This is a genomic window from Bradyrhizobium sp. USDA 4541, assembly GCF_024171085.1.
In the GTDB taxonomy this organism is placed as follows: domain Bacteria; phylum Pseudomonadota; class Alphaproteobacteria; order Rhizobiales; family Xanthobacteraceae; genus Bradyrhizobium; species Bradyrhizobium australafricanum.
This window is the reverse complement of record NZ_JALJZF010000001.1, coordinates 3,339,604-3,356,773: the sequence shown is the minus strand read 5'-3', so window position 1 is coordinate 3,356,773 and position 17,170 is coordinate 3,339,604. Positions and strand designations below refer to the sequence as shown.

25 protein-coding genes and 1 tRNA gene are annotated in these 17,170 nt (G+C 64.9%); 16 read left to right on the top strand and 10 right to left on the bottom strand.

Going from position 1 to position 17,170, the window contains the following annotated elements; genetic code table 11:
• Positions 1-29 precede the first annotated feature (29 nt).
• Positions 30-106 (bottom strand) — tRNA-Pro (locus tag J2R80_RS15765).
• 78 nt (positions 107-184) lie between these two features.
• On the opposite strand from J2R80_RS15765, the gene J2R80_RS15760 reads away from it, so the two are divergent.
• The 4 genes from J2R80_RS15760 (at position 185) to J2R80_RS15745 (ending at position 3,798) form a co-directional block, all read left to right on the top strand.
• Complete coding sequence (locus J2R80_RS15760) at positions 185-1,171, top strand: L-threonylcarbamoyladenylate synthase (RefSeq protein ID WP_158074217.1); 987 nt, start codon at positions 185-187, stop codon at positions 1,169-1,171.
• A gap of 134 nt (positions 1,172-1,305) precedes the next feature.
• A complete protein-coding gene (locus tag J2R80_RS15755) occupies positions 1,306-2,733 on the top strand; it encodes an FAD-binding oxidoreductase (protein WP_141343179.1) in 1,428 nt (475 codons plus the stop codon).
• A 14-nt stretch (positions 2,734-2,747) separates the two neighbouring features.
• Positions 2,748-3,197, top strand: a complete 450-nt coding sequence (locus J2R80_RS15750) for a GNAT family acetyltransferase (protein WP_035632483.1) — start codon at positions 2,748-2,750, stop codon at positions 3,195-3,197.
• A gap of 19 nt (positions 3,198-3,216) precedes the next feature.
• The gene (locus J2R80_RS15745) at positions 3,217-3,798 is read left to right on the top strand and encodes a GDP-mannose pyrophosphatase (RefSeq protein WP_141343178.1); all 582 of its coding nucleotides are present in this window, start codon (positions 3,217-3,219) and stop codon (positions 3,796-3,798) included.
• Between the two features lie 231 nt (positions 3,799-4,029).
• On the opposite strand, the gene J2R80_RS15740 is transcribed toward J2R80_RS15745, so the two are convergent.
• A complete protein-coding gene (locus tag J2R80_RS15740; RefSeq protein ID WP_141343177.1) occupies positions 4,030-4,470 on the bottom strand; it encodes a hypothetical protein in 441 nt (146 codons plus the stop codon).
• A gap of 273 nt (positions 4,471-4,743) precedes the next feature.
• Between J2R80_RS15740 and J2R80_RS15735 the strand changes: the two genes are divergently transcribed.
• Entirely contained in the window at positions 4,744-4,998 is a 255-nt protein-coding gene (locus tag J2R80_RS15735; RefSeq protein WP_057019143.1) for a hypothetical protein, read from the top strand.
• 87 nt (positions 4,999-5,085) lie between these two features.
• On the opposite strand, the gene J2R80_RS15730 is transcribed toward J2R80_RS15735, so the two are convergent.
• Positions 5,086-5,559, bottom strand: coding sequence for a hypothetical protein (locus J2R80_RS15730; RefSeq protein ID WP_141343176.1), 474 nt, complete (start codon positions 5,557-5,559; stop codon positions 5,086-5,088).
• A 127-nt stretch (positions 5,560-5,686) separates the two neighbouring features.
• Here J2R80_RS15730 and J2R80_RS15725 point away from each other — a divergent pair, with 127 nt between their 5' ends.
• Both J2R80_RS15725 and J2R80_RS15720 read left to right on the top strand, forming a co-directional pair.
• Positions 5,687-6,454, top strand: coding sequence for an SDR family NAD(P)-dependent oxidoreductase (locus J2R80_RS15725; RefSeq protein ID WP_057019141.1), 768 nt, complete (start codon positions 5,687-5,689; stop codon positions 6,452-6,454).
• A 169-nt stretch (positions 6,455-6,623) separates the two neighbouring features.
• Positions 6,624-6,884, top strand: coding sequence for a helix-turn-helix domain-containing protein (locus tag J2R80_RS15720; protein WP_016840962.1), 261 nt, complete (start codon positions 6,624-6,626; stop codon positions 6,882-6,884).
• A gap of 113 nt (positions 6,885-6,997) precedes the next feature.
• On the opposite strand, the gene J2R80_RS15715 is transcribed toward J2R80_RS15720, so the two are convergent.
• Positions 6,998-7,993, bottom strand: a complete 996-nt coding sequence (locus tag J2R80_RS15715; protein ID WP_141343175.1) for a hypothetical protein — start codon at positions 7,991-7,993, stop codon at positions 6,998-7,000.
• Between the two features lie 130 nt (positions 7,994-8,123).
• Here J2R80_RS15715 and J2R80_RS15710 point away from each other — a divergent pair, with 130 nt between their 5' ends.
• Positions 8,124-8,651: a collagen-like protein gene (locus tag J2R80_RS15710; protein WP_057019139.1), complete on the top strand. Its 528-nt coding sequence runs from the start codon at positions 8,124-8,126 to the stop codon at positions 8,649-8,651.
• A 55-nt stretch (positions 8,652-8,706) separates the two neighbouring features.
• Here J2R80_RS15710 and J2R80_RS15705 read toward each other — a convergent pair whose 3' ends face one another.
• Both J2R80_RS15705 and J2R80_RS15700 read right to left on the bottom strand, forming a co-directional pair.
• Positions 8,707-8,931 (bottom strand): hypothetical protein, encoded by a 225-nt coding sequence (locus tag J2R80_RS15705; protein ID WP_028334831.1) that lies wholly within the window; start codon positions 8,929-8,931, stop codon positions 8,707-8,709.
• Positions 8,932-9,016: 85 nt separating this feature from the next.
• Entirely contained in the window at positions 9,017-9,283 is a 267-nt protein-coding gene (locus J2R80_RS15700; protein WP_141342579.1) for a DUF2277 domain-containing protein, read from the bottom strand.
• A gap of 119 nt (positions 9,284-9,402) precedes the next feature.
• Here J2R80_RS15700 and J2R80_RS15695 point away from each other — a divergent pair, with 119 nt between their 5' ends.
• Positions 9,403-9,648 (top strand): DUF2188 domain-containing protein, encoded by a 246-nt coding sequence (locus tag J2R80_RS15695; protein ID WP_016840968.1) that lies wholly within the window; start codon positions 9,403-9,405, stop codon positions 9,646-9,648.
• Between the two features lie 15 nt (positions 9,649-9,663).
• On the opposite strand, the gene J2R80_RS15690 is transcribed toward J2R80_RS15695, so the two are convergent.
• Positions 9,664-10,350: a helix-turn-helix transcriptional regulator gene (locus tag J2R80_RS15690; RefSeq protein WP_159109476.1), complete on the bottom strand. Its 687-nt coding sequence runs from the start codon at positions 10,348-10,350 to the stop codon at positions 9,664-9,666.
• Positions 10,351-10,489: 139 nt separating this feature from the next.
• Between J2R80_RS15690 and J2R80_RS15685 the strand changes: the two genes are divergently transcribed.
• The 5 genes from J2R80_RS15685 (at position 10,490) to J2R80_RS15665 (ending at position 13,550) form a co-directional block, all read left to right on the top strand.
• Positions 10,490-10,891: a nuclear transport factor 2 family protein gene (locus tag J2R80_RS15685; RefSeq protein WP_246786722.1), complete on the top strand. Its 402-nt coding sequence runs from the start codon at positions 10,490-10,492 to the stop codon at positions 10,889-10,891.
• A gap of 111 nt (positions 10,892-11,002) precedes the next feature.
• Complete coding sequence (locus J2R80_RS15680; protein WP_076830371.1) at positions 11,003-12,067, top strand: alpha/beta fold hydrolase; 1,065 nt, start codon at positions 11,003-11,005, stop codon at positions 12,065-12,067.
• Positions 12,068-12,084: 17 nt separating this feature from the next.
• On the top strand, positions 12,085-12,432 hold the full coding sequence (locus J2R80_RS15675) for an MmcQ/YjbR family DNA-binding protein (protein ID WP_141342582.1): 348 nt from the start codon (positions 12,085-12,087) through the stop codon (positions 12,430-12,432).
• Positions 12,433-12,586: 154 nt separating this feature from the next.
• Positions 12,587-12,940: a hypothetical protein gene (locus J2R80_RS15670; RefSeq protein WP_253638822.1), complete on the top strand. Its 354-nt coding sequence runs from the start codon at positions 12,587-12,589 to the stop codon at positions 12,938-12,940.
• A gap of 214 nt (positions 12,941-13,154) precedes the next feature.
• Entirely contained in the window at positions 13,155-13,550 is a 396-nt protein-coding gene (locus J2R80_RS15665) for a hypothetical protein (RefSeq protein ID WP_141342584.1), read from the top strand.
• Between the two features lie 90 nt (positions 13,551-13,640).
• Here the strand turns inward: J2R80_RS15665 and bfr are convergent, their stop codons facing one another.
• Together bfr and J2R80_RS15655 are read right to left on the bottom strand one after the other, a co-directional pair.
• On the bottom strand, positions 13,641-14,129 hold the full coding sequence (gene bfr, locus J2R80_RS15660; RefSeq protein WP_076830360.1) for a bacterioferritin: 489 nt from the start codon (positions 14,127-14,129) through the stop codon (positions 13,641-13,643).
• A gap of 189 nt (positions 14,130-14,318) precedes the next feature.
• Positions 14,319-14,591 (bottom strand): bacterioferritin-associated ferredoxin, encoded by a 273-nt coding sequence (locus tag J2R80_RS15655; RefSeq protein WP_016843730.1) that lies wholly within the window; start codon positions 14,589-14,591, stop codon positions 14,319-14,321.
• Positions 14,592-14,982: 391 nt separating this feature from the next.
• Between J2R80_RS15655 and J2R80_RS15650 the strand changes: the two genes are divergently transcribed.
• Positions 14,983-15,288 (top strand): hypothetical protein, encoded by a 306-nt coding sequence (locus J2R80_RS15650; protein WP_016843729.1) that lies wholly within the window; start codon positions 14,983-14,985, stop codon positions 15,286-15,288.
• A gap of 237 nt (positions 15,289-15,525) precedes the next feature.
• Complete coding sequence (locus tag J2R80_RS15645; protein ID WP_016843728.1) at positions 15,526-15,810, top strand: hypothetical protein; 285 nt, start codon at positions 15,526-15,528, stop codon at positions 15,808-15,810.
• A 92-nt stretch (positions 15,811-15,902) separates the two neighbouring features.
• Here J2R80_RS15645 and J2R80_RS15640 read toward each other — a convergent pair whose 3' ends face one another.
• Positions 15,903-17,147 carry a lytic murein transglycosylase gene (locus J2R80_RS15640; RefSeq protein ID WP_371852160.1) on the bottom strand — a complete coding sequence of 415 codons (1,245 nt, stop codon included), beginning with the start codon at positions 17,145-17,147 and terminating at the stop codon, positions 15,903-15,905.
• Between the last annotated feature and the right edge of the window lie 23 nt (positions 17,148-17,170).

Here is a 17,170-nt window from a genome sequence, read left to right as displayed (position 1 = left end):
CCGATGAGAAGAAAAAACCTAAGGAAATCTGGTCGGAGTGGCAGGATTCGAACCTGCGACCCCTGCGTCCCGAACGCAGTGCTCTACCGGGCTGAGCCACACTCCGACTGAGGGCCGGCTTATAGCGTCGGGTTTCGGGGACCGCAAGGGACCACGAGCCACCCAATTGAGGAATCTAGTCACAGTGGATACAGGTCTGAAAACGCACGTTTTGTCCGCCGGCGCCGCCGCGACGGCGACCGCCGCCGGGGTCCTGGCCGAGGGCGGCCTGGTGGCGTTTCCGACCGAGACGGTTTACGGCCTCGGCGCCGATGCCGGCAACGCCTCAGCGATCGCCCGGCTTTACGAGGCCAAGGGCCGGCCGGCCTTCAATCCCCTGATTGCCCATGTCGCCGATCTGGGCGCCGCCCGCCGGATTGCCCTATTCAATGGGCAGGCCCTGCGATTGGCGGACGCGTTCTGGCCGGGTCCCCTGACCCTGGTGCTGCCGAAGGCGCTGTCCTGCCCGGTTGCGGAACTCGCGACCGCCGGGCTCGACACGGTCGCCATACGCATCCCGGCCCACAAGGTGGCGCGCGACATCATCAAGGCTTTCGGCGGTGCCGTGGTAGCGCCGTCGGCCAATCTCTCCGGCCACGTCTCGCCGACCACCGCCGAGCATGTGAACGGCGATCTGGCGGGCCGCATCGACCTGATCGTCGACGGCGGGCCGGTCGAGGTCGGCGTCGAATCCACCATCGTCGGCTGCTTCTCCGATCCGGTGCTGCTGCGACCGGGCGGGCTGAGGCGCGCAGAGATCGAGCGCGTGCTCGGCCAGCCCTTGCAGTCGCCGCCGCAAGACGCGGAAAGCGACGCCCAGCCGGTTGCCCCCGGCATGCTCGCCTCGCACTACGCACCGCGGACACCGGTCCGGCTCAATGCCAGCGACGTCCATGTCGGCGAAGCATTGCTGTCGTTCGGGCCGGCGAAGGTCGCGCGGCGCGAATGCGCCTCCGTGGAGATGAACCTGTCCGAGCGCGGCGATCTTGCCGAGGCCGCCGCCAATCTGTTCGGCTACCTTCGCACCCTCGACAAGAGAAACGCGGATGCGATCGCGGTGACGCCGATTCCCGAGGACGGATTGGGCGAAGCCATCAATGACCGGCTGCGCCGCGCAGCCGTTGGGCGGTAACAAGCATGACCCGGACCGGAACGGCCGCGTTGGCGCCAAGCGGGAACCGGTTTTCCCTCGCGACAAACGCGAAGCGTTTGCGCGAAGAGCATGCTTAGGCAAAGATCCCCGACTGAGTGAAAGACCAAGAAAAAATGAACATCGTCCAATCAGCGGTGCCGCCGCTTCCGCCCGAATTGCTTGAAAAATTCCGCGCCATCGTCGGCGCGAAATATGCGGTGACCGATGCTGCCGACATCAAGCCTTACGTCACCGAGGAACGCGACCTGTTCCACGGCTGCTCGCCGCTGGTGCTGCGCCCGGGTTCGACCGCCGAGGTCGCTGCGATCTGCAAGCTTGCGACCGAGCACAGGATCGCGCTGGTGCCGCAGGGCGGCAATACCGGCCTGGTCGGCGGCCAGACGCCGCACAATGGCGAGGTCGTGGTCTCGCTGCGGCGTCTCGACAAGATCCGCGATATCGATGTCGAATCCAACACCATGACCTGCGAGGCCGGCGTGGTGCTGCAGGTCGCGCAGCAGAAGGCAGTCGAGGTCGACCGGCTGTTTCCGCTGTCGCTCGGCGCAGAAGGCAGCTGCACGATCGGCGGCAACCTCTCGACCAATGCCGGCGGCACCGGAGCCCTTGCCTATGGCGTGGCGCGCGAAATGGCGCTCGGGGTCGAAGTCGTGCTGGCTGACGGCCGTGTGCTGAACGCGCTGTCGAAGCTGAAAAAGGACAACACCGGCTACGATTTGCGCAACCTCTTCATCGGCGCCGAAGGCACGCTCGGCATCATTACCGCGGCCACGCTAAAGCTGTTTCCGCGGCCGCGTGCGGTCGAGACCGCCTATGTCGGCTTGGCTTCGCCGGCGGCCGCACTCAAGCTGCTGTCGATCTCGCGCGATCAAGCGGCCGGAGCGCTGACGAGCTTCGAGCTGCTCGCCGACGTCGCGGTCGACTTCTCGATCCGCCACGGCATCGATATCCGCGATCCGCTTGAGAGCAAGCACCCCTGGTACGTGCTGATGGAATTGTCGTCGTCGCGCGACGATGCGCGCGACACGCTGGAGGCTATCCTGGCCCAGGGCATGGAGGACGGCATCGTCGATGACGCTGTCATCGCCGCCAATCTGAGCCAGCGCCAGGCGTTCTGGAAGCTGCGCGACGAGATGTCGGCGGCGCAAAAGCCGGAAGGCGGCTCGATCAAGCACGACATCTCGGTGCCCGTCGCAGCCGTGCCCGCCTTCATCGAGGAAGCCAATGCTGCCGTGGTGAAGCTGATCCCCGGTTCGCGGCCGGTGCCGTTCGGCCATCTCGGCGACGGCAACATCCACTACAATGTCAGCCAGCCGGTCGGCGCCAATGCGGCCGACTTCCTGGCGCGCTGGCACGACGTGAATGCCGTCGTGTTCGAGATCGTGCTGCGGATGGGCGGCTCGATCTCGGCCGAGCACGGCATCGGCGTGCTCAAGCGCGACGAATTGCCTGACGTCAAGGATAAGGTCGCGATCGAGCTGATGCGGCAGGTCAAGGCGATGCTCGATCCGCTCGGCATCATGAACCCGGGCAAGGTGCTGTGACCGCGCAGGCGACGATGCCCTCCTCCTCTGCCTCCCTCGCCATTGCAGAGATCACCGATAACGACATCGCCGATGTCGTCGCGCTGTGGCAGGCCTGCGGCCTGACGCGGCCATGGAACGATCCTGCTGCCGACATCGCGCTGGCGCGGCGCGGACCGAATTCAGCCGTGCTGGTCGGCCGCGACGCCAATGCGATCGTGGCGACCGCGATGGTCGGCCACGACGGTCATCGCGGCTGGGTCTATTACGTCGCGGTCGATCCCAACCGCCAGGGCAAGGGGCTTGGCCGCACCATCATGGCGGCGGCCGAGGACTGGCTGCGCGCCGCCGGCGTGCCGAAGCTGCAACTGCTGGTGCGGCGGGAGAACGCCAAGGCCGGCGCGTTCTACCAATCGCTCGGCTATGACGAGTCGACCTCGGTGATGCTGGCCAAATGGCTCGACGGGCGCGAAGCGACGCCGTGAGAGGGCTGAGGACCGACGCATGAGCATCGCCGACCGCGTTCGCGTCAAGCACGTCGAGCTGCTTTCGAAGCGCCGCTACGAGCTGAAGAGCGCGACGTTCGACTACCGGCGCGCCAACGGCGAATGGCAGACCCAGGTGCGCGAGGTCTACGACCGCGGCAACGGCGCGGCGCTGTTGCCCTACAATCTGACGACCCGCTGCGTCGTGCTGGTGCGCCAGTTCCGCTTCCCCGCTTTCGCCAACGGTTATGACGATCTGCTGATCGAGGTTGCCGCCGGCATGCTCGACGATGCCGAGCCGGAAGCACGCATCCGCGCCGAAGCGGAGGAAGAGATCGGCTACCGGCTCGTGCATGTGCGCAAGGTGTTCGAGGCTTTCACGTCTCCGGGCGCCGTGACCGAGAAGCTGCATTGCTTCGTCGCCGAATACGACGCCGCGATGCGCATCGGTGACGGCGGCGGGCTCGCCGACGAGGGCGAGGACATCGAGGTGCTCGAGCTTGCGATCGACGACGCGCTCGCCATGATCAGCGACGGCCGCATCGTCGACGCCAAGACCATCATGCTGCTGCAATACGCCGCGCTGCATCTGTTCAGGTGAACGCGGCTTCGCCCCGGCCGGTGCCGGCACGGCCTTGCGGCTTCGCGCACTCAACGCTTTAGACTAGCTGTCCCCGTCATCCCTGCGCAATGGCTATGCCATTGTCGCTGGAGGTGCGAGCCACTTCGGCGAGCCTCGAAGGATGAATCGGCCACCAGCCGGGCCGTGCATCCTTCGAGACGCGCGAAGACGCGCTCCTCAGGATGACGGGGATAAACCGAACGAAATGCTCTACCGCATCGTGATCGCAAGCCCGCTCAGATCGGCGTTGGCCATCAGGCCGACCTGGTGGCCGGTCAACTCCAACACCGCGCCCTTCTGATTGGTCAGCACGATCGCACGCGCGCCGCGTCCGACGGCAAGCCCCGCGCCGGCCGCACCGTAGACGCCGGCAACGTCGGACGGACGGTTGATGTTGCTGACCCGGCCGCGTAGCACGGTCTTGGAGCCGCCGAACACCAGTCCGTAGTCGAGGCCGCCGGTGGAGAGCCGGTAGGAGCGGCCGCGGAAGGTCAACACGCCGCTGCCGCCGGAGCCACCGATGATCCATCCGGCCTTGTAGATCGTGAGCGTCACGAAGCCGCTGTCGGCGCGGGCCGCGGAAGAGAACGCAAGGCCAATGAACGCCAGCAGCGCGGCAAGCGCAGCACGCAGGGTGGATGAAGGTTTCATGTGTGGTCTCCCCAGGATTTACTCACGTCGATTTGCTCTCGTCGATTTGCTCGCGTCGTGACACGGCTGCGAATCGCGATGCTCCGACTGTAGCAAGCGCGTAAACAGGCGCAATTTGGCACAGCGATGGCCGATTTGTTGACGGGTGCTTTCGCACGACCGGTGTTGAACCTGTTCCCGGGGTTGCAATACTCACTGCATGTCCGGGGCGATCGGCCCCTGAGCTCCAGGATTGCCCCGCGGAGCATTCATTTTTCAAACCGGAGATTTCCCATGCGTCGTCTTGCGATTGCCTGTGCCGCCATTGCCGCCACCGTGTCCTTGCTTGCCGCGGCAAGCCCAGCCAGCGCCACGCCCTATCATCTGATCCGCTGGCAGGACACCGGCTTCTGCCAGATCTGGGACCAGAGCATCCCGACCACGCCGTGGCCGGCGAACTTCTCCATCGTCAGCGAGGAGCTGCCGACCTTCGACGCTGCGTTCAGCTACAAGACCGGCCTCCTGAACAACGGCACCTGCGCGTTTTGAGCGAACGCCATTCGATCACGCAAAGGCGGACACGCGGCAACAGCGCGGCGTCCGTCCTTGTGCTGTCAGATATGACGCGATCCAGCGTCAGTGATGCTTGATCAGGGCGTCGCGCGCGGCGGCGAGTTCGAGGAATGCCGCGCCGTTGCCGCCGCCGTCGGGATGCACCGTCTTGGCGGCGCGTTTGAAAGCCTGCTGGACTTCGGTCGCAGCGAGGCGGCGGCCCAACGGCAGGCCGAGCAATTGCCGGTACTGCTCCTCCTGCGTCAGCGCCTTCGGCGCCAGGCCGCGCCGGCCAAACCGCGGTGCCGACAGCATGTGCAGTGCGTCGTTGACGATGCCGAGACGGCGCAGCGCCATCGCTTTGGTGCGGCGGTCGGCCGATTTCATCGCCGCCTGGCGCAGGATCGGCAGCACCTGTGCGGCCGCACGCCGCAGCGTCTCGTCGATGTCGGTCGCGGCGATCTCCGCGACCATTTTGGCCATCTCGCGGTAGTCGGGATCCGGCGCCGCGCAAAAGCGCTCGATCGCAACTTTCCAGTGTCTGATATGCGGGTCCATGTCCGCGGTCCGTAACCGTCATCCGAATCCGGATAACAGCAACGCGCAAACGCGGCTTGGCGTTTCGGTTGGCGCAGTTTTGAATAGTGTTGTCGACAACGCTCACAAATCAGAACGAGGAAACGCCATGGCCCTTCTCGACAATCACATCGCCGTCATCACCGGTGCGGGCTCGGGCATCGGGCGCGCCATCGCACTGGGCTACGGCCGCGAGGGCGCGCGCGTGGTGCTGCTCGACATGAACGGCGATGCGGCGGCGGAAGCGGCCAGGGAGATCCGCAATGCCGGCGGCAAGGCGGAGAGCTTTGCGCTCGACGTGACCAATCGCGACGCCTGCGTCGCGATGGCAAAGCAAGTGGCCGACAAGGCCGGGCCGGTCTCGATCCTGGTCAACAATGCCGGCATCGCGCGCCGCAACGGCATGCTCGGCACCGACGAGGCCGTGATCAAGGATTGGGAAGACATCATCTCGATCAATCTCACCGGCGTGTTCAACGTGACGCATTCGTTCCTCGCGCCACTGCGCAAGAACAAGGGACGCATCGTCAACATCGGCTCGATCCAGTCCTTCGTGCATCTGCGCACGCCGAGTTCTCCGGCCTATACCGCCTCCAAGCACGGCGTGCTCGGCTTCACCAAGGCGCTGGCCGCCGAACTCGGCAAGGATGGTGTGCGCGTCAATGCAATCGGGCCGGGCTTCATCGAGACGCCGTTGAACGAGAAGGTGCGCGCCACCAATCCCGACCTCGTCAAGGTCTTCATGGACCACACCCCGCTCGGCCGCGCCGGCAAGCCGGAGGACATCGTCGGCCCCGCCATCTTCCTCGCCTCGGACCTATCGGCCTATGTCTCGGGATCGATCGTGATGGTCGATGGCGGCTACCGCACATTGTGACGGATGGAACCGCAATCGTGGCGATTTCTGGGTATTTTGCTTACAGAGCAGGGAGTTAGGGGCGCGTTAAGGGCTTGTTAACCAAACCGGCACACCGTTGATCTACGGGGTAGTTGGTTCTCGATGTCTTCGCTTCACCGACGAAGCGGGCGTTGATCGGGAGGAGTTCATGTCTTACGCGTCCACCGTACCGTCGCCGGAAGCTCTGCTGCCGTCGCTGGCTCCAAATGAAATCGTCCCACTGCTGATCGGCGCGACCGTCGATGAAGTCGAGCGCGAGCTCGTGCTGCAAACGCTTGCGCGCTGCGACGGCAACCGCACCCGCGCCGCGCGCGTGCTCGGGCTGTCGGTTCGGACATTGCGGAACAAGATCCGCGAATATTCGGCCGACGGCATCGACGTGCCGCTGAGCGAGCACGCCGCAGCCTAGAGCAAGATCCGGAAACGCGCGAAGCGGCTTTCCGGGAAGATCGTGCTTGGACAACGAGCTAAGCGTGATGACGATTCAACCGGATCGCATCACGCATGAGCGGCACGTCGACGCTAGATCGGCAGGTCGATCGAAAGCCGCCGCCAGCGCGACAACAGCTCGCTGCCGCCGGCATCAAGGCAGCGAGCGAGACGCACCTCGGTCGTCGCGGCCTGTTGCAGCGTCTGCGCGACCAGCGCCGTCGCATAGTCCCAATAGTCGCGCCGCCCCTTCGGATCGTCGTCGACCAGCGATTTTGCGAGGATCTCGACATAGATCGCAGCGACGGCTCTTTGCCAGAGCTCACCCGCGCGCTCGCCCTCCGCCAAGGACGCGCCGGTCCGCGACTGCCAGGCCAACCAATAATTTTCCTCCGCGCCGCCCCAAGCGGATGGCAATAGCGATGGATCGAGGCATGGCGAGCGACACTCAAGCGGCTGCATGCCGCGCGCGTCGCAGAAGAAGCAATAGCCAAGCTTGTCGTACCAGTTGACGCGCAGCAATCTGCGAATCTCGGTCTGTTGATCCGCTGCGAGCCGCCTCATGCCCGTCAGTTCGAGATCGCCGATGATCGCCGCCAGGCGATCGCGATCATACGGCTCGACCTCGAGCACCACGCCGATATTGCGCGGAAACAAGGCGTCGAGCATCTCGATCATCTCGCGATAGAACCGGCCCGCCAGGCCGCCGCCGCGCCACGCCTTCGCGACGCCGACATAGTTGCAGTAGATCAGCTCGCTTGCGTGATCGTAGGTGAAGAAGCCGAGGCCGATCGCGCGCCCTTCCGCGCGCAGGATGAAGCAGCGCGAGTCGAGGCAATATGACAGCTGCTGATCACCGACGCTGAACTCTCGTCGCTCGCCGACATCATCTGACAACACCCAACGCACAATGTCGTCGGGGGCGTCGCGCTCGTTCGGAGGAAACAGCTCGGCATACAGATCGAGGACGCCGGTGTTGCGAAACGCCGCTTCGTCGCGCAGATCGTGCCGCGTCACCACGATGTCGAACGTCAGCGTCCCTGTTGCGTCGCCTGCAACTGCCCCGCGCCTGTCGTTCAGAATCCGCAACGCGTCCTCCCGTCACGATCTTCGCATCGAATTATGATTGTTGATCGCTTGCATCAGCCGCGCCCGGCAGAATTGAAGCCGTCATCCAACCTCTGTTACAAGCGGCTTGAAATCGCGACGGAGCATATCAGTGGCTGACGAGACAATCTCCCGCCAGGGGTCACGAGGGGCGCAGGGGCCGCAGGGCCGTCAGGGCGAGCCGGGTCGGCCCGGTCCGCAAGGACATCCGGGGCGGCCGGGGCCGGAAGGTGCGCGCGGCAAGCCGGGTCCGCAGGGCAAGCCCGGACTGGTCGGGAAGGCGGGGCCCCAGGGCAAGCCGGGAGCGCAAGGCAAGGCGGGCGTGCAGGGTCCGCGCGGCGAAGCTGGCCCACAGGGACCGCAGGGACCGGCCGGCCCGCGCGGTGAAGCCGGCCCGCCCGGACAATTGCCGTCGATCGAACAGGTGATGCCGTGGCTGCACATGATCTTCGACGCCTGGGAAGACTACAAGCGCACCAAGGAGCGTGAAGCCGCCGAGTTCGCCGAGCGCGATGCCGCCGAGCGCGCGGCAGCGGAGGCGATCGCGCTTGACGTCGACGCCATCGACTTTGCGGAAGATGACGACGAGGACGACGATCACAAGAAAAAGAAGAAGCACCGCAAGAAGGACAAGAAGTAATCCTTCCTGTCCTCGCGCGGCGACACGGCCAGCTCTGTCCGTGTCGCCCCGATGCCTACTGCTCCGCGCCCGGATTGGCCGGAGGATCGGAGGGGCGAGCGAGGTGCATGAGCTGGAAGACCCAGCGCATGGCGTAATACCAGGCAACGCCCGCGAGCGCCCCGCAGGCCGACAGGATGATGACGTTGGCAAGGTCGATCGTCCCGCTCGACCACAGCATGCCGCAGGTCCAGAGCACGGCGAACGCAATCGAACAGGACGTGAGCAGGGCAGGCTTCATGGCGTCGCTCCGGGATCGGGTGAACGACACCGATGCCCGGACGCGCGGCGCCGCACCGTGACCTGCGTCACGGTACGCCCCGCCCTCAGCCAAACCGCAGGCGCGAACGCTCCCTCGCCTTCTCCGCCTCCACCTCGCGATCGCGCGCCGGTGCCGTGGTCTGCAACGAGATCAGGAGCTTGCGCGCGGCATTCGAGACCTCGGTCACGGCCAGGTTGAAGGCGGCCTCATTGGACTGCGACGGCTTGTTGAAGCCGGACAGTTTGCGCACGAACTGCAGCGCCGAGGCGTGGATCTCGTCCTCGGTGGCGGGCGGCTCGAAGTTGAACAGCGTCTTGATATTGCGGCACATGTCGGTCTCCCTCGCCCGCGGCAACGGGGCGGCTCTCTCAAGGACGATCGGCTGCTGCAAAATACGACATCGTGGTCTATTCTGGCAGTGTCATCGTCCACGGTGGAGCGAGGTTCCGGATGAGCCACGTGATCTACAAGGTAGTCCAGCACGACGGCGGCTGGGCCTATACCGTCAACGGGGTGTTCTCGGAACCATTTCCTACCCACGCCGCGGCACTCGCCGCTGCCCGACGCGCCGCCAACGAGCAGCGCGTCCCCGGCCGCACCGAGGCGATCCAGTACGAGACGTCGGACGGCAAATGGTTGACCGAAACCGCATCCGGCAACGACCGCCCGGAGACCGAGGTCGAGGACGGCCGCTAGATCATCTCGTCGCCTTCAGAACGGAACCTGGACGCCAAGCCGGTCGAAGAACGCCCGCCCCCGGTCGGTGATCCGCAATGCGCGCGGAATCCGATGCGGCGCAACGCCGCGCATCTCGATCAGCCGCGCCAGCACGGCATTGGCAAACGGACCGGCGAGATGCGGCACGCGCTCGGTCCAGTCGTTGCAGAGCCGCAGATGCGGCTGCCGCGCCGGATCGAAATCGATTGCCTCGGCCCGGCACCAGGCCAACCCCTGCTCGGTCACCCGACCATCGCGGCCGTCGATCACGACCAGGCGGCGGCGGATCAGCGCATTCGACAACAGCACGCCGAGCTGACCCGCAAGGTGGTGGTAGCAGGTGCGCGATCGCCTGAGCTGCTCGGCCGGCATCGCACGCCTCCCCACGGTGGCCTTGGCCGCAAGATCGACGAGGTTCTCGATCAGCGCCGCGGCGTCGTCGTCCCTGATCCGGTAATATCTGAACCTGCCCTGTGCCCACACGGAAAGCACGCGGGCGTCGACCAGCTTCTGCAAATGCGCGCTGGCGCCTTGCGGCGAAATGCCGGCGACCGCAGCAAGCTCGCCCGCCGGCAACGCCTTGCCGTCGGCCAGCGCACTGACCATCGCCTCGCGGACCGGATCTCCCAAGGCCTCGGCGATCCGCGAAAATCCCGTCTGCAAAGCCTGGGATGATCCCACCGCATCGTCCTCCAGATCGCGCCGAAACGTCATACCCGCATACGCCGTGCCGCGCAGTTCATTTCAGATTTTCCTGAAACGTCGCGGCGGCCTGTTCCGTTCAGATGGGCGGCAGTCGATCAAACACAAGGCAACGATCATGACAGCCGGCAGCAACGACGCGGAACGCATCTACAGGCTCTGGGATGAGGCGCTCGGTAACAAGGACCTCGAGGCGGCGCTCGCGCTCTACGCAGCCGACGCCTCGATCGAGAGCCCGCTGGTCCAGCATTTGATGCAGACCAAAGACGGGATCGTCCGCGGCCGCGACGCGCTGCGCGAGTTCATCACGCGCGTGTTCCGCACCAGCCCGCCGCAACGGCGGCGCTTCAAGCAGGGTTTCTTCAGCGACGGCCGCGTCCTCACGTGGGAGTATCCGCGGCAGTCTCCGGACGGCGATCAGATGGATCTGGTCGAGGTCATGGAGATCGATGACGGCCTGATCCAGCGTCACCGCGTCTATTGGGGATGGTATGCGCTGAACGTGCTGAAGGCGAGTTAACCGGACACTTCTGCGTCAGGGGCGCGGCGCCGCTATCGGACGACGCCTTCCGTCATGCTAGGCTTGCACGCAAGCGGCTGGACAAATGCGCCGCGCGTGGGAAGAAGCATAATGATCCGTTGGTGCGCGGCCTTTGTGGCCGCTGTTGTTGTCTCGATGTCGGTACCGGCCATGGCTGCAGACTATCCCACGCCGCAGGATGGCGAATGGATCGCAAAGGACTTCAAGTTTCACAGCGGCGAGGTGATGCCGGAACTGCGGCTGCACTACACCACGGTCGGCGCGCCCACCGGACAGCCGGTGCTGGTGCTGCACGGCTCCGGCGGCTCGGCGGCCAGCATGCTGACGCCGAGCTTTGCCGGCCAGCTGTTCGGCCCCGGCCAGCCGCTCGATGCGGCGAAATACTACATCATCATCCCCGACGGCATCGGGCACGGCAAATCGTCGAAGCCGTCGGACGCGATGCGGACGAGCTTTCCGAAATACGACTACAACGACATGGTCGACGCGCAGTATAGGCTGGTCACCGAAGGGCTCGGTATCAGGCATCTGCGGCTCGTGATCGGTAACTCGATGGGCGGCATGCACACCTGGATCTGGGGCGTGCGCTATCCGCGGATGATGGACGTGCTGGTGCCGATGGCCTCGCAGCCGACCGCTATGGCGGCACGCAACTGGATGCTGCGGCGGACGATGCTGGAAACGATCCGCAACGATCCCGACTACAATGGCGGCAACTACACCAGCCAGCCGCGGATGATGAAATACGCCATCGCCGCCTATCGCTTCGCCAGCGCCGGCGGCACGCTCGCCTACCAGATGCTGGCGCCGACCGCGACGCAGGCCGACAAGCTCGTCGACGACCAGCTGGCCCTGCCGGTCACATCAGATGCCAACGACTACATCTATCAATGGGAGGCCTCGCACGATTACGATCCGTCGGCGGGACTGGAGAAGATCGAGGCCACCCTGCTTGCGATCAATGCGGCCGACGATGAGCGCAATCCGCCGGAGACCGGCGTCACCGAAGCTGCAGTGAAGCGGATCAAGAACGGCAGGATTGATCTGATCCCGGCAAGCAGCGAGACACGCGGCCATCTCACCACCGGCGACGCGCGGTTCTATGCCAGGCAATTGCAGGAACTGTTGCAGACGGCGCCGCAACGCACGATGTAGCGATCGAGGCCAGGGCGATGTCCGCTGATCGCTTCCGCCGCATTGCGCTGAGCCTGCCCGAGGTCGTTGAAGGCGCGCATCACGGCACCGCCGACTTCCGCGTCGGCAAGCGCATCTTCGCAACCCTCGGCTATCCCGACCAGGATTGGGGCATGGTGAAGCTGACACCTGAGCAGCAGGCGATGGTGATCGAGGCCGAGCCCGAGATCTTCCGGCCGGTGCCGGGCGGCTGGGGCAAGAGCGGCAGCACCAATGTCCGCCTCGCGAAAGCGGATCAGATCACGCTGCGCAGCGTGCTCGAAATGGCGCGGGACAATATCGCGGTGAAAGCCGCGAAGAAGGCGCGCACGAAGCAACCAACCTGAGCGCAACCATCCCGCACTGCATCACGCCTGACTGCGCGGTTTCGCCGATTCTTTGAGCATGCATCCCGCGCGCGGTTCGTGCCTAATCGCGCAAACCCCGGATTCGCGTGACGCTACGCGCGGGTCACGTAGAAGTTTTCGCCGGAGGAAGGTAATGCGAAGGCTCACGCATGTCGCGGTGCTTGCGTGGCTCGCCATGATGGTGGGCGCTGCACTGGCGTTCGACAACGGCCAATACGACAACGTGCCGCCCGATATCCGCGCCTGGTTCAAGAGCGTGATCGCGCCGAATGGCGTGCCGTGCTGCGACATCTCCGACGGCCATCGCACCAGCTACGACGTTCGGGGCGGCGCCTATTGGGTGCCGATCGAGGGCGAGTGGATGATGGTGCCGGAGCGCGCCGTGATCCGCGATCGCGGCAACCCGGTCGGCGAGGCCGTGGTGTGGTACGTGCACCACCGCGGCAGCACCATCATCAGCTGCTTCGTTCCGGCGGATGCGGTCTGAGCGGCGCCCGCCGCCTGCGCGGGAAGCCTGCGCGCGAGGTCGCGTCAATTTGAAACAGTTACTCCCTGTTAACCTTACTTTTTAACCAATAATTAAGGATGAGTTTGCGGGCGCCATGAGGCGCGGCCTAGCGTCTGCAGAAATGCTCCGTAACCGCGAGTTGGTGCGTGCCATGGCTCTTCGAAGAATGGCGTATCGAACAACTGGGGCGCTGATGGCGTCCCTTGGTGTTTACCTTGGCGTTGCAGCGCTGCTGCTTGCTTCCCCGACCGAGACCTATGCGAGATCCGGATCCGCAGCGCGCGGCACGTTCTCCTCGCATCATCCAGCTTTCCGCCATCATGTGCGGGTGCCCGGCATCGTGTTGCCGGACGCGGGCGGATATTATGATGGCGCGGCGAGCGTTCCTTTCGCCGCCGAGGTCCCGGCGCCGGTCTCGAGCGACGTCCGCTACACCTACACCCAGGACGTGCCGTGGGATTGGGCGCACCGCTATCCGCCGGCCGTGGTGCCGTCGGATCGGCCCTATGTGTCGAGCTGCCCCACCGAGAGCGTCACGGTGCCCGGCCGCGGCGGCGACCGCACCATCAACATCACGCGGTGCTACTGACGAATAGCTCGTTCACAAAAACAAAAGAGGCCGCCCGCAAGGCCGGCCTCTCGTATTTTGGCAGACGCTCGGCGCGCGGCTGACAGCCGGTCAGGAATCCTCGCCCTTCAGATGACCGACGTGCTTCTGGGTGTAGAGCTCAAGGCCGATGCGCTTGATCAGGTCGAGCTGGGTCTCGAGGAAGTCGATGTGCTCTTCCTCGTCCTTCATCAGCTGCTCGAATAGGTCGCGGCTGACATAGTCCTTGACGCCATGGCAGTAGGTCGCCGCCTCCTGGTAGAGCGTGCGCGCGCCGATCTCGGCGGCGAGGTCACACTCGATGATCTCCTTGACGTCCTGGCCGATCTTCAGGGGATCGAGCACCTGCAGGTTCGGGAAGCCGTCGAGGAACAGGATGCGATCGACGAATTTGTCGGCGTGCTCCATCTCCTCGATGGACTCCTTGCGCCAGACCTTGGCCATCTCCAGGAGGCCCCAATTGTTGAGCATCCGGTAGTGCAGCCAGTACTGATTGATGGCGGTCAGTTCGCTGCGCAGCCCCTTGTTCAGATAATCGATGACCTTCGGGTCGCCTTGCATGATCCACTCCACCTGTCGCGGCCAACCTTGGCCGGCGCTAAACTTAGAACGCTTCTAAATCAGATTATCGGCAAGAGCAACTCTTCGCAGAAGCAGCGCGTGGATAACCGGATTCGAAGGATTAGCGCAGCGTCTTCCAGCGAAACGGAAGCCGGTTCGCCGTCAGGAAGCGCGTCGAAACGAGAAGCGTTAGCAGGCCGCGAGCGCGAATTCGGCCGGCTCGGCGTCCTCGTTGGCGGCGTGCGGATGGCCGCTGTGGGGGCAGCCGGAGCAGCAGGCCTTAGCGCAGGGACCGAGCGCCTCGTCGATGATCGCCTTGATGGTGCGCGCGCAGCGGCCGCATTCGGCACTGCAGCCGAGGCAGCCGTACACCTGCTTGGCATTTCGAGTCACGGACCCACCGCCATTGACGGCATTGCGGACATCGTGGTCGCTAAGGACGTTACAGGAACAGACAATCATCGGAGAAAGGCGGGGTCCAACGGTGATGCTTGGCAATATGGATATTGTCGGCTCCCGCGGGATGCAAAAGGAAAAAGCGGTTTTTGTAGCAATTCCAAACTGATGCGGGATTCATATTGGAATGAGTCTAAATCGGTCGGAGGTCAGGAATCCGACGCCCGCCGGGTGGCTGACGGGCCAATAACCGCTTCCTTCGCCGCCGGCCCCCATGAGCACACGCCTCGCCGCGGCGCTATCGGGCTTGTGCGTTGCAAGATACTGCAAAAGCTGCAAGCATTTGGTCGCGAATGCGGCAGCGTCGTTCATTGATCATTCAAGCTGAATATGGAACCCTCCGGCGAGACAGATCGCCAATGCACGCTGTCCCTGCTGCCGCGAGAAAGGTGAGGCCATGAAGAAGACATTGCTGGCGCTTTGCGCCGTTGCCGCTGTGGCGGCTTCGACTGTGGCGGTGCCCGCCCCCGCCCAGGCACAACGCGGTGTCGCCGCCGGCGTCGCTGCGGGATTGATCGGTGGCGCCATTGTCGGTGGCGCGATCGCATCGCAGAACCGCTATTACGGTCCCGGATACGGCTACTATGCGCCCGGTCCGGCCTATGTCGCCGAGCCCGGCTATGGTCCCGATTGCTTCTGGCAGCGCCAGCGGTTCTGGGACGGCTACACCTGGCGCGTTCGCAGCGTCCGCGTTTGCGATTGATCGCCGTTCATCTCGATTAAATCGAACCAAATGTCCCGGAAAAACCGACTGTTTCTCCGGGACATCTGCTGCAGATGGCCAGAAAAAACCGCTTTTCTGCGCGATCAGCCTGCGGACGTTTACTTTCGGTTGACTGTTCTGCGCTGTTTAGCAAGACAGCAGTTCGAGATCAGCGTGTGAGTCACCTCAACCCGGCGCCGAACCAGGACGCCACCACCTTCCAGGAGAGCCAAAGACATGAAGAAGACTTTAGCTGCCCTTGTCGCCGTTACCACGATTGCCGGTTCGCTGGCCGTTGCTCCGGCTGCCAAGGCTGGTGACGGCGGCGCCGTCGCGGCCGGCGTTGCCGGCGGCCTGATCGGCGGCGCCCTGCTGGGCGGCGCTATCGCAGGCGCTCGCCCCGCCCCGGTCTATGTCGCACCGGCGCCGGTTTACGTCGAAGAGGCCCCGTGCCGCATGGTTCGTGAGCGCTTCTGGGACGGCTACGGCTGGCGCTTCCGTCGCATCCAGGTTTGCGACTGATCGACCGACACGTTTTCAGCATCACATTCGAAAACCCGGCCTCTCGGCCGGGTTTTTGCTTTCGCCACAGGCGGCCCTGCGAGCCGGCCCGATCAGCGCTGCCCGTTCATCGCGCGCAGCACCGCCTCGCTCGGCCAGCAATCGACCTTCAGCCCGGCCTGCTTCTGATAGGCGCCGAGCGCCGCGCGGGTCTGCATCCCGGCCTTGCCGTCGAGCTTGTCCTTGTAGAGACCGATCTTCGTCAGCTGCTGCTGCATCGCCTCGACATCGGCGGAGCGCAGCTGCTTCGACGCCGACCATGGCGTCGCGAATGGCTGCGGGCTCGTCATGCGGTCGGCGAGGTGGCCGACGAACAGCACGTAGAGATCGGAGAAATTGTATTCCTTGATCACGAAGTAGTTCGGCGTGGTCAGGAAGGCCGGACCGTAGCTGCCTTCCGGCTGCAGCAGCGACGCCGATTGCGCCTGCTCGGCGGCGCTGAGCTTCTGCCCGCGCACCGGCACGAAGCCGGCGCGCAGCCACTGGCTGATCGGCTTCGTCACTTCAGGCACGCCCATCGTGCAGTCGGCATTGGCCGGCGCCTGCACCTCATAGGCCCAGCGCACGCCGGGCTGCCAACCCTTGTTGACCAGCTGCTGCGCGGCGGAGGCGAGCGCGTCCGGCACCGAATGCCAGATGTCGACGCGGCCGTCGCCGTCGAGATCGACGCCGTGCTTGTAATATTCCGACGGCAGAAACTGGGTGTAGCCGGTCGCTCCCGCCCACGATGAGCGCATCTCCTTGCGCGTCACCGCGCCCTCGCCGAGGATCTTCAGCGCCAGGATGAACTCGGTGCGGTACTGATCCTTGCGACGGCCGACATAGGCCTGCGTCGCCACCACGCGCAGCGTGTCGTAGGGCAGCGAATAGCGCCCGTAATCGGTCTCGCGGCCCCAGATCGCCAGCACGACGGTGGCCGGGACGCCGAACCGCTTCTCGATCGCATCAAGCGAGGAGCGATACTTCTGCAACAGCCGCTGCCCCTCGGCGGCGAGCCGCGCGATCGAGGCTTCCCTGATGTAATCGGCCGGCACCTGCACGAACTCGGCCTGCGCCGGTGCGCCGGTCTTCGGACGTCCGGGCAGGATCAGGTCGGGCAGCTTGTAGTCGGGCTCGAGCGAGCGCGTCTCGCGATCGAAGGTCTCGCGCGACACGCCGGCGGCCTTGGCCTCCGGCCACAGCGAGGCGATGAACTGGGTGAACGCAGCATCGGCGGCGCGCGCGGGTGAGACGACGGATGCGAGCAGGAGCCCGAGGGCAAGCGCGCGGAGGAATGTCAAATCCAACAACCTGTTCACGCAGCGGTCCAATGGGCGCGGCA